Here is a 16,724-nt window from a genome sequence, read left to right as displayed (position 1 = left end):
TTTCTTGCAATTTAAAATTAAAAATAAAAAATTTTATTTTTATGTTTTTTTATGGAAGCCCGAAGGCTTCCGTTATTCTTTCACTATTTTTCCTTGTCTGTTTCTGTATCGGGAACTCCTGATCCACCGATATGATTGCCGAGTTTTTGCAGTGCTTCTTTTGTTTTCCCGTTTTCCATCAACTCGATCAGCATAAAATGGTCCTCTACCGTTCTTTCATACTTTCTCGTCTTCAAAGGCCTGATCAGGTAATTCAGTACGATAAACCTTCCCTGCACTCCAGTGTAAAGATCATCCATGATCTTATTTCCGGCGCTTTGTACGATTGCTCTGTGAAACTTCAGATCTGCCATTGCAAGTTCTACATATTCTTCCTTCTCAAAACATTCCCGACACTGTTCGGCATATTTTCGCAGATCTTTTATCGTTCTTTCAACATGTTCTTTACTTCCGTTCAATGTTTTCTCCAGAGCATGCCCCTCCAGAAGCCGGCGGATTTCAATAATCTGATCTACTGTTCCTTCTTCCAGATCCGGCACATACACCCTTCCATTTGACATGATCTTTAAAATTCCATCTTTGCCTAACATTTTTACAGCCTGCACAACAGGAGTCCGGCTGACCTCGAATTTTTCACACAGATCATTCAGCATAATTTTCTCACCGACAGCATATTCTCCCCGGATCAAACTTTCAATGATCTTATGATAAAGAACTTCATCCAGGTTTACTTTTACTTTCATCTTTCATCCGCCTTTCCTCTCATGCGCTCTGCTTATTTAAAGTATATCTTCTTTTTCCGTGATTTGCAATCAAAATAAAATAAAAAATTTTTTTATTTTAAATATTGTTTTCTTCTTCTGCCGGCCGGATCCCTTCCACCTGAAAACAGGTAATCCACGGATACTCCACATAATTGACAGCGATTTCTTCCGACAACTCTACGCCCTGATCCGGATAGTATACTTTTCCTATCTCGCTTGTATCTGCCCTGTATCCTTTTTCCGCCATAGCTTCTTCATCCTCGTTGGTAAAACTTACCACTATCTCCTTATACGGAGGCGCACATCAGCTGGTAAATTCCTCCACACTTAAGACTACGTCATTCCACCCAAACTTCAGCATATATTTTTTTGCATTATCGTTTAATTTTACCATATTCTTGACACCTCTTTCCTAAATAGAAGTTTACCATATCATCTCTCCTACTACAAACCTGTTTTTCTGCAAATCCCTTGAGTTTCCGCAAACTGCATTAAAAAGATAGATATGTCTTCCTAAAGTACCAATCTGCTGTTTTTTGAGAAATTTAGAATGGCAGCACCGAGAATAGAGGCACTTTTATAAGCCCCGTCGGAACCGGGCTTGGGGAGATATATTCTTTTATCTATTCAAACGGTCAGCTTAAGGCAGAGTTGACGGTTCACTGGACGTTTTGTCCTGTACCAGAGCCGGATGCCCTCTTTTGCATATGACAGTATGCCGAAGATGCCTTTTGCCAACCGATAATAGCAGAAACTGACTTTCTCCTTGATTGGATTAGCTTCCTGTATGATTGAAACTTTCAGGGGGTTTGTATCAGGACTTAATTCTTCCTGCGCTAAAAATGCCATGGCTAAAGTAATATAAAAGTTAAGCGCATTAATGGCTTCCAGTTTCCTTACACGGAAGTTTTCAAACTGATAGGTCTGCTTTTTACAACGAAAATATTCCTCGATCCGCCATCTGGAAAAGTAGGTTCTGGCAATGCGGATCACATCATCCTTTGAACGGATCTCTTTGTTTGTAGCCAGCATCATGGGATGTTCCGTGATCCCATAGACCAGGACCAGATAGATATCCTTCCGGGAGGCAGTGATATGAACTTTTACGTGGGAAAGATATGCGGTATGTCTTTTTCCTTTATAGAAAACATCCGCTTTTACTTTTCCTTTCCTCCGGTTCCGCAGTTCCGTTGCCTTTGTCCATTTATTGTGATAAAGAAGTTTCCGGTTGGATTTCAGACGGATCACGTAATTCTGCTTCAGATGGTCGAGGACGAGAAATATCTTATTGTCATCATAACCGCGGTCCATAACAAAGGTGGCCTTCCCAAAAAGAGCAGCTGCCTGTTTGATCGCATCAAACGTGATGGTGTTTACAGATTTATAGTCCTTCTCAGCAGAAGAATGGATCATGGAAAAAACACTGACAGGATGCTTGCTGGCAGTCAGGGCACAGGCCTCTGTTACATGGTATCCTTTTTTATAAACACTTTTCGTCTGTGTGCTTTCAGAACCATCGCGAATGATACCAAGAGCTTCAAACTGTTTTCCATCTGGTTTTACGATATCACTTTCATCAATGAGGACCACTGGTTCAGAGGGAACGCGTCTCTTTACGGTATGGAGATAAGAAGCAGCCGCAGAAGCCGGCGTTCCTTCTGAAAGATGATTGGAAAGCCGTTTTACAGTATTGGCTTTCTGTACTGTTTCATGAAGCTGGTCGGAAATATCAGTGAGCAGGCAGCTTCTGGATGCCAGAATGCCATAAACCATATCTGCTGTGAACTTTCGGTCTGGTTTCGAAAGTCTGCGGGAGATTTTATTAGTAAAAGTCAAAATTTTTCTTTTCAAACGATAAGTAGTTGATGTAGAATTAGCCATAAGGAATCCCCTTTCTTTTTTGTTTAGTAAAGTTTTTGTTTGGTAGCTTAATTTTACATCAAAAAGGAACAGGATTCCTTATATTTTGGACATTTTTTGAAAGTTGTGGATAACAAAACGCAGCATATTTGTCTTAGGGGATAATTCTGCGGAAACTCAAGGCAAATCCTGATTGACGAATCCTGCAAATTATGCGAAAATAAATTTAAGTATGGGTTAAAGACATAACAAACCCTACAGAAAAATCATACATACTGTCCTAGTAGTATGTATACATATCGAAAGGAGTTTTAAAATGATTTATTCACATGAAGTAGAAATGATGTGTCCGGTAGCTCAAGGTGCAAATCACGGACCAGCTCCGATCCCGGAAGAAGCAAAATGGGTGCAGGCAAAAGAAATTAAAGATATTTCCGGTCTGACACACGGTGTAGGCTGGTGTGCTCCGCAGCAGGGAACCTGCAAACTGACTTTAAATGTCAAAGACGGAATTATTCAGGAGGCACTTGTAGAGACAATCGGATGTTCCGGTATGACTCACTCTGCAGCTATGGCTTCTGAAATCCTTCCTGGAAAAACAATTCTGGAAGCGCTGAATACAGACCTGGTCTGCGACGCTATCAATACAGCAATGAGAGAACTTTTCCTCCAGATCGTATACGGAAGAACTCAGAGCGCATTCTCTGAGGACGGGCTTCCGATCGGTGCAGGACTTGAAGACCTTGGAAAAGGACTTCGCTCTCAGGTTGGTACTATGTACGGTACACTGGCAAAAGGACCTCGTTACCTCGAAATGGCTGAAGGTTATGTCACAGGAATCGCACTGGATGAACATGATGAGATCATCGGATATCAGTTCGTAAGCCTTGGAAAGTTCACAGACTTCATCAAAGCCGGTGACACACCAAACGATGCATGGGAGAAAGCAAAAGGTCAGTACGGCCGTGTTGCTGATGCTGTTAAAATCATCGATCCGCGCAAAGAGTAATAAAGGTAATAATTCAGGAGGATACATAAATGGCTTTATTTGAATCATATGAAAGAAGAATAGATAAAATCAATGAAGTATTAAACAGCTACGGCATTGCTTCATTAGAAGAAGCTGAAAAAATCACAAAGGACGCCGGACTGGACGTATACAATCAGATCAAGGGAATCCAGCCTATCTGTTTTGAAAATGCCTGCTGGGCATATATTACAGGTGCTGCAATCGCAATCAAAAAGGGATGTTCAAGAGCTGCTGACGCTGCTGCTGCAATCGGAGAAGGTCTTCAGGCTTTCTGTATTCCGGGTTCTGTAGCTGATCAGCGTAAAGTTGGACTTGGACATGGAAATCTCGGAAAAATGCTTCTGGAAGAAGAAACAGACTGTTTCGCTTTCCTTGCAGGACATGAGTCTTTTGCCGCTGCTGAAGGTGCAATCGGTATTGCTGAAAAAGCAAACAAAGTTCGTAAGAAACCTCTTCGCGTTATCCTGAACGGACTTGGAAAAGACGCTGCAAAGATCATTTCCAGAATCAACGGATTTACTTATGTACAGACAGAATATGATTACTATACAGGAGAACTGAAAGAAGTTCAGAGAATCGCTTATTCTGACGGACTTCGCTCCAAAGTAAACTGCTATGGTGCAAACGATGTACGTGAAGGTGTTGCTATCATGTGGAAGGAAGGCGTTGATGTCTCCATCACAGGTAACTCCACAAACCCGACACGTTTCCAGCATCCGGTTGCAGGAACATACAAAAAAGAATGTGTAGAAGCAGGAAAGAAATACTTCTCTGTTGCTTCCGGCGGTGGTACAGGACGTACTCTTCACCCGGACAACATGGCTGCAGGACCGGCTTCCTACGGTATGACAGATACACTGGGACGTATGCATTCTGATGCACAGTTTGCAGGATCCTCTTCTGTTCCGGCTCACGTTGAAATGATGGGTCTGATCGGAGCAGGAAACAACCCGATGGTTGGTATGACAGTTGCTGTTGCCGTTTCTATTGAAGAAGCTGCAAAGGCAGGAAAATTCTAAGGAAATCTCAAAAGAGTCAAAAATCCGCTGTGACCTGATTATCACAGCGGATTTTTTCTATTCTATTCATCCAGCTTCAATTTCGCAAAAGCCTCTGCAAAAGCCAGATTCACAGGTTCATCCTTCTGTTTGTTCAGATATTTCTGAACATCCTTTTTGCTGACTCCTGCTCCCTCTTTCTTCCTTCTCTCTTTGAAAGCGGAAAGTTTTTCCTTATATCCGCAGGCACATACAAATACCTGGCCATCCCCCTGCCCTCTAAGCATCATTTTCTTATGGCAGTTTGGACATCTTGCATTGGATACTCTTGCCAGCACCTCCCGGTGTCCGCATTCCCTGTCCTGGCAGACCAGCATTTCTGACTTCTTTCCCTGTACTTTCAGCATTCTCTTCCCGCACACCGGACATTTTGTATTGGTCAGATTATCATGACGGAAAGTACCTTCTCCCATCCGTATCTCTTCTGTCAGACTGTTTGCATAGTCCCGGATCTCATGCATGAATGTGCCTCGCTTCATCTTCCCGTCAGCGATTCTGGAAAGCTTCATCTCCCAGTCTGCCGTGAGTTCCGGCTTTTTCAGGTCTTCCGGCACCAGCTCAAGAAGCTGTTTCGCCTTGGAAGTCAGATAGATCTCGCTTCCCTTTTTTTCCAGGAGAAAACTGCCGAAAAGCTTATCTATAATATCCGCGCGGGTTGCCACGGTTCCGAGCCCTCCGGTCTCTCCCAGTGTTTTTGCAGCCTTCTTATCCTGTGTTTCCATGTAAGCAGCAGGACTTTCCATAGCGGCAAGAAGAGTTCCTTCGTTGAATCTTGCCGGGGGCTTTGTCTTTCCTTCTGTGACAGTAAAAGACAGCCCCTGTATATGTTTTCCCCTTTCCATGGGAGGGAATGCTTTTGGCATATCCTGTTCTTCGTCCGGGTCTTCCTCCTGACTGTATACTTCTCTCCAGCCTTCTTTCAGCACCTTCCTGCCTTTTGCCGTAAAGGTTTCTCCTTCTATTACGGCAGTTATTTTTATCTCTTCAAATTCTGCCGGGGGATATAAAGCCGCAAGAAACCTTTTGATCACAAGATCATAGATCTTTCGTTCCTCGCCTGTCATATGCTCCAGCTGAACAAACTGCTCTGTGGGAATGATGGCATGATGATCCGATACCTTTTTATCATTGACAAAGGGCGCATCTTTCGTGAAAGGCCCTTTGAAAACTTTCCCTGCAGCTTTCCGGTAAGGTCCCACAGCACAGGCCTGTACCCTGTCTTTCAAAGTGGGCACAATATCGCTGCTGATATAGCGGGAATCTGTCCTTGGATAAGTGAGTACCTTATGATTTTCATAAAGCCTCTGCATAATATTCAGCGTCTCCTTGGGCGAGAATCCGAATCGCCGGTACGCATCCTTCTGAAGTTCTGTCAGATCATATAAAAGAGGCGGGAATGTTTTCTTCCTGGAAGTCTTCATCTCGGTTATTACCGCTTCCTTCCCGGTCACCTTCTTTTTGATCTCCTGTATTCTGTTTTTATCAAATGTACGGCTGCTTCCCGATTTCTGATCACTCCACGTCAGAGTGATCCCTTTTGCATACGCATTCAGCCCATAGAAAGTCTCCGGAACAAATTTCCGGATCTTCTCCTCCTGTTTGGCTACAATAGCAAGCGTCGGCGTCTGTACCCGCCCACAGGAAAGCTGGGCGTTATATTTACAGGTCAGGGCTCTGGTAGCGTTCATGCCCACCAGCCAGTCTGCCTCTGCCCGGCAAAGCGCTGCATCATAAAGAGGCTTGTAATCTTCTCCCCTTCTTAGATGAGCAAATCCTTCCCGGATCGCCTTATCTGTTACAGAAGAGATCCAGAGTCTCTTCACCGGCTTTTTGCTCCCGGCTTTTTCCAGGATCAGCCGTGCTACCAGCTCTCCTTCTCTCCCCGCGTCTGTAGCAATGATGATCTCTCCTATATCCTTTCTGTGGATCTGGCTTTTCACCGCGTGATACTGTTTCTGTGTCTGACGGATCACTTCCAGTTTAAAATGTTCCGGCATCATCGGAAGATCTTCCATCTTCCAGGTCTTATATTTTGGATCATAATCCTCTGGATCTGCCAGGGTGACCAGATGCCCCAGGCCCCATGTTACCACGTACTGTCCGCCCTCCAGAAAGCCGGAGCCGTTTTTGGTACATTTCAAAACACGGCCAATATCCCTTGCTACTGATGGCTTTTCTGCTATTACTAATGCTTTCATATTTTCTGTTTTCTCCGTTTATGATTCCAGCAGATCCCAGAAACTGCTGTCTGTCTGATAAGGCGCAAGTTCATCCAGCTCAAAAGGCGCTGTCACCCACGCAAAGCCTGTATTGGCTTCTGATGTGTCGGAATAGCGGAAGCTAAGGCCAATCTCTATTCCATCGGCATCTACAAAGAAATTGTCATCATAGCAGCCGTCCCTGCTGTCACCTGCCAGCACTTCCTTCATCTCTTCCTCGTTCAATTCAGAAAGAAGAGTTTCCTCATCTGCCTCATCCCGCATTCCGTCCAGCCATTCTCCTATAAACTCGTCATTCAGCTCCACAATATCTTTCACATCATAGATTGTTCCGTCTTTCAGGTTGATGTTCACACAGCGAAGAGCTGTATAGCTGTCACTCATGCTTCCCTCATAGCCGTAATCCTGGAACATGACACTTAACATATCTTTTCCCTGATACGTAACTTTATATTCTACAAGACTTGCAAGTACCGGATTATCCTCACTTAATACTTTCTCTTTCATTTCCTGTGAAGGATTCAGATAGAGCTTATCCACCGTCTCCATGGCACAGTTTTCCAGTGTCTGATTCACTTTCTTCTGTACAGAGTCACTTAATCCCTCTATCTGCGGATAATAAACCTCAAATTGGATCACCGTACTTGTGGTATCGTCGGGAATATAGCTGTAATTTTCTTCTTTTACTTCATAATCCGCTTCATCAGAAACATATGCGTCGATCGCGTCCAGCCCGCTGTCCTCCTGCCCGGAAGAATCCTGTCCATCCTGGCCGTCAGAAGAATAGGGCATCTGCTCATACCAGTCATAAAAATCCTCGCCGCCGTCCTGCCAGCCTTCTGATGGGGACTGGCTTGTCACTGCATTGCCTACCTCCCGGAACACTGCCACAGCTGAGAGCACAAAAACTGCCAGGCAAAGGACTGCCGCTCCGATGATCAGATAGATCTTTTTATGATCTTTCTTCGGCGCTGCAGGTGTGATCCACATTTCAAGCGGAATAAACCGGATGCCGTCCCTTACCTGTTCCGAAGCCACATCCCGCATTCCAAAATGACGGTATGCCTCGACTGATCCGGGCGCCGCATTTACCGTAATCTTTGTCACATGGAAAGTCTGCGCCGCATACCCGCACAGGGCATGAAAAATCTGCTTCCCGATTCCCTTGCCCTGATCTTCTTTTTTCACAAACAAAAGTGCAATATGTCCCGAAGGATGGATGGCACCTGCGCCTTTCAGCACATTTCCCTCATAAGCGCCAAATACAGTCAATCCTTCTGTTCTCATTTTCTGCTCAATATTTTCATACCGGATAAACTGGGAAAAGGCCTCCACTCCCTCTGACGTATAACAGGGAGCTACATCCTGTACAAAAACATCCCATACAAGGTGAAGTGCATCCAATACTTCCTGACCGTACAGCCGTCGTATCATCATATTCTTTTCCTCCTTAAGCTTACTTCTCAAGCAGCTCCTCCCGAAGAAGGGTCAGCGCCTTTATCACTGCATAATCTCTGTTCTTGCTTCTGTTGCCTGTAAAATGAAATTCTTCTGCTCTTACTTTCCCCTTCACAAAGCACCCGATATAGACAAGTCCTACCGGTTTTTCCTTCGTTCCTCCGTCCGGTCCGGCAATTCCCGTCACCGCCAAAGCTACATCTGCCCCGGCCGACCGCGCTGCTCCGGCTGCCATTTCCCTGGCAGTCTCATAGCTGACAGCACCATATGTCTCCAACGTCTCATGGGACACACCAAGCAATTTTTCTTTGGCTTCGTTGGAATAAGTAATATATCCTTCTTTATATACAGCAGATGCCCCGGGTACATTTAAAATACGACCGGAGAGCAGACCGCCTGTACAGGATTCCGCAGTCGTTACTGTCATCTGTTTTTCCTTCAAAAGATCTACAATAGACTCCTCCATTGTTACATTTTCATCCATGGTGAAAATATAATTTCCAAACCGCTTTTTCAGCTCCTGGAGCATGGGCTCCATTAATTTTCCGGCTGTCTCTTCGTCCGCCGCCTTAGCCGTTACACGGAAATGTACTTCACCGGTCTTGGCATACGGCGCAAGAGTCGGATTGGTCTGCTCCTCCATCAGATCTGCCACCATCGTTTCTGCCTTACTCTCTCCAATAGAGCAAACCTTTACCATGGTAGAATAGATTCCTTCCGGCTGCAGGCGGTTCAGATAGGGAGCAATGTCCCGTTCGAACATTGGTTTGATCTCATTTGGAGGACCGGGAAGAAGGATCGCTGTCTTTCCCTCACCTTCCAGAATCAGCCCCGGAGCCGTTCCGTTATGGTTATCCACTACAATTGCTCCCTCCGGCACAAGAGCCTGTTTCCAGTTGTTGGGCGTGATCTCCTTTTTCAGTCCTGTCTGATCGAAATAGGACTGGATCCGCTCTTTTGTATGGGCATCCTCGTAAAGCTCCCTGCCGAATACTTTCGCTGTTACTTCTTTTGTCAGATCGTCTTTTGTGGGACCCAGTCCGCCACTTAAAATAACAATATCTGATCTGGAAAGCGCCAGACGGATCGCATCTTCCAGTCTTTCTTCATTGTCGCCTACCGTGCTTTGATGGTAGCAGGATAAGCCCAGAATCGCGATCTTTTCAGCCAGGTAAGCCGCATTGGTATTTACAATATTTCCAAGAAGGATCTCTGTCCCTACGGATATGAGTTCCACTGTCATTTTACATGCCTCCTTTTGTCAGTACCTGCACATTCTTTGCAATGTAATCAACCAAAGATACGACAGTGAGAATAAGAGCAATCCAGATCAGAGCTGTGCCGATCATATCGAACACACCCCCCAGGTCAGCGATCAGTACGATCACCATCAGCATCTGAGAAACGGTCTTAAATTTCCCCCAATAACTTGCCGCGATCACAATTCCACTGTCAGATGCCACCAGACGGAAGCCGCTGATGATAAATTCCCTTGCAATGATAACGATCACAACCCATGCCGGAAGCTGTCCGGTAGGAATGAGACAGATCATCGCCGAGCAGACAAGAAGCTTATCTGCCAGCGGATCCATAAATTTCCCGAAATTCGTCACCAGGTTTCTGGCCCGGGCGATCTTGCCGTCCAGCATATCTGTAAGACTTGCCAGACAAAAGATCACAAGGGCAATCCACTTTCCTGCTTCTCCCCCCAGATCAGTCAGCATAAAAAGCACGAAAAACGGAACCATAATCACTCTTAACACTGTCAGTTTATTTGGTAAATTCATGATATCAACTCTCCTATCAAATCGTATTCTGCCGCCCCTGTCACTTTGACTCTGGCGAAATCTCCGGACATAAGCTCTTCTTCTGTATTGACAAAGATCAGGCCATCCACATTGGGGGCGTCTTTGTATGTCCGTCCCACATAAGCATTTTCATCCGCAACCTTACCTTCGATCATAACAAGAACTTCTTTTCCTACCATATCCTCTGCCTGTTCAAAGGCAATCTCCTGCTGGAGCTCCATAATCTCTGCCTGGCGGTCTTCCTTCACCTCTTCAGGAATCTGTCCTTCCATTTCTGCCGCCGGAGTATCCTCCTCCGGTGAATAGGTAAACACACCGAGGCGGTCAAATTCCATTTCATCTACAAAGTCCACAAGCTCCTGATGCTGCTCTTCTGTTTCTCCCGGAAAACCGGTGATCAGTGTGGTCCGGATTGCGATATCCGGGATTTCTTTTCTCAGCTTCCCGATGATCTCTTCCAGCTGTTCTTTGGATGTCCTTCTTCCCATTCTCTTCAGGATATCCGTATTTGCGTGCTGGATCGGAAGATCCACATAGTGGCAGATTTTCGGTTCTTCCTTCATCACCCGAATCAGATTATCGTCAATTTCCTCCGGATAGCAGTACAGGATCCGGATCCACCGGATACCGCTGATCCGGCACAGTTCCTTCAAAAGTCTGTGAAGAGATTTTTCCCTGTACAGATCTTTTCCGTAAAGAGTCGTCTCCTGCGCCACTAAGATCAGCTCTTTTACCCCTTTTTCTGCAAGTCCTTCCGCCTCTTTTATCAACCTTTCCATAGGTACGCTTCTGTAATTCCCGCGGATCTTTGGAATAATGCAGTAAGTACAGTGCTTGTCGCACCCTTCTGCAATCTTCAGATAAGCAAAATGTCCTCCCGTTGTCACCTGTCTTGCAGTATCCACAAGAGGAAGGGCGTCAATATCTGTCATCCTCACCTCTGCCCGCCCCTTCAGGGCGTTTTCAATGGCATCCACGATCTCCGGATAAGAAGTGGTCCCAAGCACTTCATCTACTTCCGGGATTTCATCCAGAATTTCCTGCTGGTAACGCTGGGCCAGACATCCGGTTACGATCAGAGCTTTCAGCGTTCCTTCTTTTTTGTATTCCGCCATCTCCAGAATGGTCTGAATGCTTTCCTCTTTGGCATCATGAATAAAACAGCAGGTATTGATCACGATCACTTCCGCCTCTGTCTCATCATCTGTCATCTGGTATCCCTTTTCCGCCAGCAGTCCCAGCATCACTTCTGAATCTACCAGGTTTTTGTCGCAGCCGAGGGATATAAATAGTACCTTCATAGTCTGTCTCCTTCTAGTCAGAAAGGCAGATACCTTGTAAAAGCATCTGCCTTGCCGTTTTTCCATATTATTCTTCTGTATCCTCTGCGATAATCTTGATCTTTCCGCTGTTCAGCTCATCAATTGCAATGGAAAGCGGCTTCTCGCCGTTCTTGGTTTTTACAAGAGGGATATCGCCGTCAATCAGCTGCCTTGCCCTTTTTGCTGTAGCCATTACGATAGAATAACGGCTGTTGACTACTTTTGTCTCTCCTTCTTCTACCTCTTTATTTACCACTTTCATTAAATCCGTATAAGATGGATGCAGCATAATATTGATTCTCCTTTCAATCCTTCACTTCTTTTTCCAGCTCTTCTTTTATCTTTTCTGCAAATACAAGGTTCCGAGCACTCTTCTTATGTTCGCTCTGAATAATAGCATGAAGCTCTTCCACACAAGTCTGGAGTTCGTCATTGATGACAATATAATCATACTGGTCCATAAACTGCGCCTCCCAGGCTGCTGTCTTCATTCTCTTTTCAATGACGTCCATTTCTTCCGTACCCCGCCTGATCAGTCGGTTCTTCAGCTCCTGTGCGCTGGGCGGTGTAATAAAAAGGAGCAGGGTGTCCGGATATTTTTCCTTTACCTTCAATGCTCCCTGGATCTCAATTTCCAGAATTACATCTTTCCCTTTCTGAAGCTGTTCCTGCACATACATCTTCGGTGTACCATAGTAATTATTCACGTACTTAGCATACTCTATCAGTTCATCTTTCGCAATCATTTTTTCAAATTCTTCTGCTGTTTTGAAAAAATATTCTCTTCCGTTCTCTTCGCCCTCTCTGGGATCACGCGTCGTAGCGGAAATCGAAAGCGCATAATTGTCATACTGTTCCAGTATCTTTCTCGTTACTGTTCCTTTTCCTGCCCCGGAAAATCCTGATATGACTGTCAGTATACCCTGGCCTTCCTTCATTCTTTCTCCCCCTATTCAATATTCTGGATCTGTTCTCTGACTTTTTCAATCTCTGTTTTCAGGTCAATCCCGCAATTGGAAACTTCCAGATCATTTGCCTTTGACAGGATCGTATTTGCCTCGCGATTCATTTCCTGCGCGATAAAATCCAGCTTTCTTCCGATTCCGGACTCTTCTGATCGGAGCACTTCCTGCATGTGGCTGATATGGCTTTTCAGTCTTACCACTTCTTCATCCGTGCAGATCTTGTCCGCAAATATCACCACCTCTGCAGCAATCCTTCCGTCGTCAATCTGGCTGTCTTCCAGAAGCTCCTTCACTTTTTCTTCCAGCTTTTCTCTGTATTCTTTGACAATCTCCGGTGAGCGCTCTTCAATATAAGCCACAAGCTTCTGCATACCGTCCAGCTTGCTTAAAATGTCCTTTTTCAGGTTTTCTCCTTCCATTGTCCTGGTCTCAACAAACTGTTCCAGAGCACCTTCCATCGCCTTTTTCAGTACATTCCATATCTCTTCCGCATCCAGCGCCTGCTCTTCCATTGTCAGCACTTCCGGATATCTGGATAAGGTAGAGACCCGGATATCATTTTCCAGCCCGAAACTTTCTTCCATCTGTTTCAGACACACCAGGTATTCCTTTGCCAAAGTTTCATTGTACTTCAGCACTGCCTGCCCTTCTGACAAATCTTCATAAGTAATAAAAATATCTACTTTGCCGCGGGATACAGACTGCTTCAGAAGATTACGGATCGCTGTCTCAAAAAAATTAAGCTTTTTCGGCATCCTTATATTTACATCCAGGTACCGGTGATTGACTCCCTTCATCTCAATTGTAAACTTTCTCTCTCCGTCTGCCAGTTCGCACCTGCCAAAGCCTGTCATACTTTTTATCATTTCTGCAACCTCTTCTATCTTGTTCCGGCTATTTTTAATCCTGGTTTATTATAATTCATTTGACCGTTTCCGTCAACTTTCCAAAACACAGGTTTTGCAAAATCCGGTTTCTATGGTAAACTAGGCAAAGGGGACATCTGATGAGATCATTTCCCCGATTCTGACACCGAAACAGAAAGGAAGATTTTTATGGCTTTTGACGGAATTACCATTGCCGCATTGGCACAGGAATTAAATGATACATTAGCAGGAGGCCGGATCGCTAAAATCGCGCAGCCGGAAAATGACGAACTCCTCCTTACCATAAAGACGCCGGGAGGACAAAAAAAGCTCTGTATTTCTGCCAGCGCTTCTCTGCCTCTTATTTATCTGACAGACGACAACAAACCAAGCCCTATGACCGCTCCCGGCTTTTGCATGCTTCTTCGCAAACATATCGGGAACGGCAGGATCCTTTCCGTCCGTCAGCCCTCTTTGGAGCGTGTTCTCTTTTTTGATATCGAACATCTGGATGAAATGGGTGATCTATGCCGAAAGACCCTTGTCGCTGAAATCATGGGAAAACACAGTAATATTATTTTCTGCGATGATAAAAGCCGGATCATTGACAGTATTAAACACGTTTCCGCACAGATGAGTTCTGTCCGTGAAGTTCTTCCCGGCAGAGAATACTTTATTCCGGAAACCACAAAAAAGGAGGATCCCCTCCATGCAGATCGGGAACTTTTCATACAGACCCTTTCTTCCTCTTCCTTTCCTTTATCCAAGGCCCTTTACACAGGATTTACCGGAATCAGCCCTGTGGTCGCGGAAGAGATCTGTTATCTGTCCGGTCTGGAGTCCCGAATGACTGCCAGGGATATGACAGAGGAAATGTTGCTTCATCTATATAAGCAGTTTTCCTATTATATGGAGCAGATTTCTTCTCTTGAGTTTTCTCCCGCCATATATTACGACAAAAATGAGCCGAAAGAGTTTTCTGCTCTGCCTCTGACTCATTTTTCCAACTACAGGAAGGAATCTTTTGACTCCATCTCCAGGGTGATCCGCACCTTCTATTCCTCCCGGGAGACCTTGACAAGGATCCGCCAGAAGTCTGCAGATCTTAGACACGTTGTCCAGACTGCTCTGGAACGGAACCGTAAAAAGTATGAGCTGCAGGCAAAACAGCTCAAGGATACAGAAAACAGAGAACAATATAAAGTATACGGTGAGCTTCTCCACACTTACGGCTACAGTTTGGAACCAGGGGCGAAATCTCTCACTGCTCTCAATTATTATACTAATGAAGAAATTACCATCCCGCTGGATGAACACCTTACTCCATCCGAAAATGCACAGCGTTTCTTTTCCAGATACAATAAGCAGAAACGAACGTTTGAAGCGCTGACCGAACGAATCAAGGAAACCCTGGATGATATCCATTATCTGGAGTCCATAAGCACCTCCCTCGATATTGCTTCCGCCGAAGAAGACCTTACACAGATCAAGGAAGAGCTGACTGAAGCAGGATATATCCGCCGCCGTTATTCCAAACAGAAAGTCCGCATTACCAGCAAGCCTTTCCACTATATTTCCAGCGATGGCTTCCACATGTATGTAGGAAAGAATAATCTGCAGAATGAAGAGCTTACTTTTCATTTTGCTTCCGGAAACGACTGGTGGTTCCATGCCAAAAAAGTTCCCGGATCCCATGTCATTGTCAAGTCAAATGGAGAGGAGCTTCCTGACCGCACTTTCGAAGAGGCCGGACGACTGGCTGCTTACTACTCCAAAAGCCGCGGAGCTGAAAAGTCAGAAATTGATTATATTGAAAAAAAACATGTAAAAAAACCGGCAGGCGGACGGCCGGGATTTGTCATTTATCATACGAATTATTCTCTTATCATAGATTCCGATATCAGCGGAATTGAAGAGGTAAAAGAATAAAGCGTTCCGAAAAAGGAGGAAACCTCGAAGCCATAAATGGCATGCGGGATTTCCTCCTTTGTTTTTCATCAATCATCCCTCCCACAAAGCGAGACCTGTGGTCAGATCATCAGGGCTGCGTTTCCATCCCCAGCAGATAGTCGATAAACTGCTGGGCTGTCCGCCCGGACATGCCGCCGTGGTTCAACTCCCAGCGATTTGCTTCCAGAAGGAGCTGCTCTTCATCCATCTCTATGCCATTTCTCTTTGCTAACTGACGCACAATCTCCTGAAATTCCTTCTTGGCCGGTTTTCCAAAATAGATGGTGACGCCGAACCTGGCCACCAGGGAAAGTTTCTCCTGCACCGTGTCGTTTGTGTGCAGCTCTTCATCTCTCTCTTCCTTGTCCCGGAAGCTCTCCCGGATCAAATGGCGCCGGTTGGAGGTGGCATAGATCAGCACGTTGTCCGGCTTTCTCTCCAGTCCCCCCTCAATGACCGCCTTCAGATATTTGTACTCTATCTCAAACTCTTCAAAAGAAAGATCATCCATATAGATGATAAATTTGTAATTTCTATTCTTGATCTGGGCGATAACGTCATTGAGATCCTGGAACTGGTGCTTGTATACCTCGATCATCCGCAGCCCCTGGTCGTAATATTTATTTAATATGGCCTTGATAGAGGAGGATTTTCCGGTTCCTGCGTCTCCGAAGAGGAGACAGTTATTGGCCCGGCGTCCCTTCACAAATGCCTCTGTATTGTCGACGAGTTTTTTCTTGGCGCTCTCGTATCCCACCAGCTCGTCAAGCTGTACATGGGCAATCTTTGTGATAGGCGCAATATGGACTCCTTCCTCGTCGTGGACCACCCGGAATGCCTTGTGAAGCCCCAGCTTACCTACACCGAACTCCTTGTAGAACTGGGTCACGGAAGCCTTGAACTCCTCCGCATCCTTTGTCTGTCCCAGGCTTTTCGCCAGAGCACAGATTCGATCTCGGATACGGCTGTTGAACACACTGCCGTGGGTTCCTGACCCTGTGTAATCCAGTATCATGGAAACGCAGTCCACGCCAAGGTCTGCCTCCATCGCTGTGAAATCGTAGTCGAACAGTTCCTTGAAGATAGCGAAATCATGGCGGGCCACCTTGTTGATGCTTCCTGCTGTCTCCCCCACAATCTCACAGGAGGTGCTGTAGGCATTCTCATCATTGGCCAGGAGAAATGTCAGGTAATCATGCCAGAGATTCCCCTCAAACCCATGATCCACGCACAGCTCCAGTATGCTGCCTGTACACTCAAAGAGAAGACTTTTCAAGTCCTCTTTGTTGTAGTACTCATTGTCGTAATTTTCCATCAGAAACGTCATATCATTTAAAATCTGTTCCTGCTCCAGATTTTTATAGATGATCAGCTCATGTATCCTCATTTTTTCTTCCTTTCTGCCTTTTCTATCGGCACTGCAC

15 protein-coding genes are annotated in these 16,724 nt (G+C 45.3%); 3 read left to right on the top strand and 12 right to left on the bottom strand.

Annotated features, from left to right (window positions below; genetic code table 11):
• Positions 1-83 precede the first annotated feature (83 nt).
• The 3 genes from R2J37_RS08065 to R2J37_RS08055 form a co-directional block, all read right to left on the bottom strand.
• Positions 84-743 (bottom strand): GntR family transcriptional regulator, encoded by a 660-nt coding sequence (locus R2J37_RS08065; RefSeq protein WP_230106299.1) that lies wholly within the window; start codon positions 741-743, stop codon positions 84-86.
• Positions 744-840: 97 nt separating this feature from the next.
• Positions 841-1,044, bottom strand: a complete 204-nt coding sequence (locus tag R2J37_RS08060) for a hypothetical protein (protein WP_256194386.1) — start codon at positions 1,042-1,044, stop codon at positions 841-843.
• A 347-nt stretch (positions 1,045-1,391) separates the two neighbouring features.
• On the bottom strand, positions 1,392-2,645 hold the full coding sequence (locus R2J37_RS08055; RefSeq protein ID WP_316264445.1) for a transposase: 1,254 nt from the start codon (positions 2,643-2,645) through the stop codon (positions 1,392-1,394).
• A gap of 295 nt (positions 2,646-2,940) precedes the next feature.
• Between R2J37_RS08055 and R2J37_RS08050 the strand changes: the two genes are divergently transcribed.
• Both R2J37_RS08050 and R2J37_RS08045 read left to right on the top strand, forming a co-directional pair.
• On the top strand, positions 2,941-3,633 hold the full coding sequence (locus tag R2J37_RS08050; protein ID WP_230106301.1) for an iron-sulfur cluster assembly scaffold protein: 693 nt from the start codon (positions 2,941-2,943) through the stop codon (positions 3,631-3,633).
• A gap of 29 nt (positions 3,634-3,662) precedes the next feature.
• Complete coding sequence (locus R2J37_RS08045) at positions 3,663-4,673, top strand: GGGtGRT protein (protein ID WP_230106302.1); 1,011 nt, start codon at positions 3,663-3,665, stop codon at positions 4,671-4,673.
• Between the two features lie 62 nt (positions 4,674-4,735).
• Here R2J37_RS08045 and R2J37_RS08040 read toward each other — a convergent pair whose 3' ends face one another.
• The 8 genes from R2J37_RS08040 to R2J37_RS08005 form a co-directional block, all read right to left on the bottom strand.
• The gene (locus tag R2J37_RS08040) at positions 4,736-6,910 is read right to left on the bottom strand and encodes a DNA topoisomerase III (RefSeq protein WP_316264442.1); all 2,175 of its coding nucleotides are present in this window, start codon (positions 6,908-6,910) and stop codon (positions 4,736-4,738) included.
• Positions 6,911-6,928: 18 nt separating this feature from the next.
• On the bottom strand, positions 6,929-8,368 hold the full coding sequence (locus R2J37_RS08035; protein WP_316264441.1) for a GNAT family N-acetyltransferase: 1,440 nt from the start codon (positions 8,366-8,368) through the stop codon (positions 6,929-6,931).
• A gap of 19 nt (positions 8,369-8,387) precedes the next feature.
• Positions 8,388-9,632, bottom strand: a complete 1,245-nt coding sequence (locus R2J37_RS08030) for a competence/damage-inducible protein A (protein ID WP_316264440.1) — start codon at positions 9,630-9,632, stop codon at positions 8,388-8,390.
• Position 9,633: 1 nt separating this feature from the next.
• Positions 9,634-10,176, bottom strand: a complete 543-nt coding sequence (pgsA, locus tag R2J37_RS08025; RefSeq protein WP_230106306.1) for a CDP-diacylglycerol--glycerol-3-phosphate 3-phosphatidyltransferase — start codon at positions 10,174-10,176, stop codon at positions 9,634-9,636.
• Positions 10,173-11,498, bottom strand: a complete 1,326-nt coding sequence (gene rimO, locus R2J37_RS08020) for a 30S ribosomal protein S12 methylthiotransferase RimO (protein ID WP_316264439.1) — start codon at positions 11,496-11,498, stop codon at positions 10,173-10,175. The genes pgsA and rimO overlap by 4 nt, the downstream gene beginning before the upstream one ends.
• A gap of 67 nt (positions 11,499-11,565) precedes the next feature.
• Positions 11,566-11,808 (bottom strand): DNA-directed RNA polymerase subunit omega, encoded by a 243-nt coding sequence (gene rpoZ, locus R2J37_RS08015; protein WP_230106308.1) that lies wholly within the window; start codon positions 11,806-11,808, stop codon positions 11,566-11,568.
• Positions 11,809-11,824: 16 nt separating this feature from the next.
• Positions 11,825-12,457, bottom strand: a complete 633-nt coding sequence (gene gmk / locus R2J37_RS08010; RefSeq protein WP_230106309.1) for a guanylate kinase — start codon at positions 12,455-12,457, stop codon at positions 11,825-11,827.
• Between the two features lie 11 nt (positions 12,458-12,468).
• Positions 12,469-13,350, bottom strand: coding sequence for a YicC/YloC family endoribonuclease (locus R2J37_RS08005; protein WP_316264436.1), 882 nt, complete (start codon positions 13,348-13,350; stop codon positions 12,469-12,471).
• 189 nt (positions 13,351-13,539) lie between these two features.
• On the opposite strand from R2J37_RS08005, the gene R2J37_RS08000 reads away from it, so the two are divergent.
• A complete protein-coding gene (locus R2J37_RS08000; RefSeq protein WP_316264434.1) occupies positions 13,540-15,279 on the top strand; it encodes an Rqc2 family fibronectin-binding protein in 1,740 nt (579 codons plus the stop codon).
• Between the two features lie 109 nt (positions 15,280-15,388).
• Here the strand turns inward: R2J37_RS08000 and R2J37_RS07995 are convergent, their stop codons facing one another.
• Entirely contained in the window at positions 15,389-16,687 is a 1,299-nt protein-coding gene (locus R2J37_RS07995) for an ATP-binding protein (protein WP_230106313.1), read from the bottom strand.
• Between the last annotated feature and the right edge of the window lie 37 nt (positions 16,688-16,724).

The organism is Claveliimonas bilis, from assembly GCF_030296775.1.
In the GTDB taxonomy this organism is placed as follows: Bacteria; Bacillota; Clostridia; order Lachnospirales; family Lachnospiraceae; genus Claveliimonas; species Claveliimonas bilis.
This window is presented reverse-complemented; position numbering and strand designations above follow the sequence as displayed.